Raw genomic sequence first — 1,055 nt, 5'->3', positions numbered from 1 at the left:
TTCACCAGCGGCATGTCGGGCGTCACGCGATCGATCACCGTCGGCGAATACAGCGCGCCGTCGCGGACGTTGCCGACCAGCAGCCGCGCACCGCGCGCGATCGCGTCGTTCACCTGCTGCTCGCAGAACTTCGCGGCTGCCTCGTCGATCACCGTGCCCATGTCGACCGACGGATCGGCCGGATTGCCGTACGACCACGCCTTCGTTTTCTCGACCACCAGCTCCGTGAAGCGATCGGCCACCGACTCGTGCACGAGCATCCGCTTGATCGCGGTGCAACGCTGCCCCGAGTTCTTGTACGAACCCGACACCGCGAGCGTGCTCGCTTCGTCGAGATCGGCGTCTTCCATCACGATGATCGGATCGTTGCCGCCAAGCTCGAGCACCGCGCGCCGGTAGCCCATCCGCGACGCGATCGACTTGCCGATCGATACGCCGCCGGTGAACGTGATGAGGTCGATCGCCGGGTTCGTGATCAGCTCGTCGGCGATCTCCTTCGGGTCGCCGGTGAGCACCTGCAGCATCTGCGGCGGCAGGCCGGCTTCGTACAGGATGTCCGCGAACAGGTAGCACGACAGCGGCACCTTCTCCGACGGCTTCACGACGATCCGGTTGTTGGTCGCGACCGACGGCACGATCTTGTGCGCGACCTGGTTCATCGGGTGGTTGAACGGCGTGATCGCCGAGATCACGCCGAGCAGCGGGTCACGCTGCGTGTACACGCGGCGCTTCTTGCCGTGCGGTGTCAGGTCACACGAGAAGATCTGCCCGTCGTCCTTCAGCACTTCACCGGCGCCGAACGTCAGCACGTCGGCGACGCGGCCGGCCTCATACGTCGAATCCTTGATGCACAACCCTGCCTCGGCCGTGATCAGCGCTGCAATCTCGGCCGTGCGCGAGCGCACGATATCGGCCGCGCGGCGCAGGATCGCCGCGCGATCGTGGCGCGTGAGCGTCGGCCGGTACGCACGTGCGGTCGCGAACGCGCGCCGCACGTCGTCCAGCGTCGCCTTCGGCACGGTGCCGACCAGCGAGCCGTCGTACGGGTTGCGCAC

1 protein-coding gene is annotated in these 1,055 nt (G+C 66.9%); it reads right to left on the bottom strand.

Annotated features, from left to right (window positions below):
* Positions 1–1,055 (bottom strand): phosphonoacetaldehyde dehydrogenase (gene phnY / locus QZM67_RS39800; protein ID WP_301811957.1); only part of this gene is annotated, 1,055 nt, incomplete at both ends.

Source organism: Burkholderia sp. AU45251, from assembly GCF_030482905.1.
GTDB lineage: Bacteria > Pseudomonadota > Gammaproteobacteria > Burkholderiales > Burkholderiaceae > Burkholderia > Burkholderia aenigmatica.
This window is presented reverse-complemented; position numbering and strand designations above follow the sequence as displayed.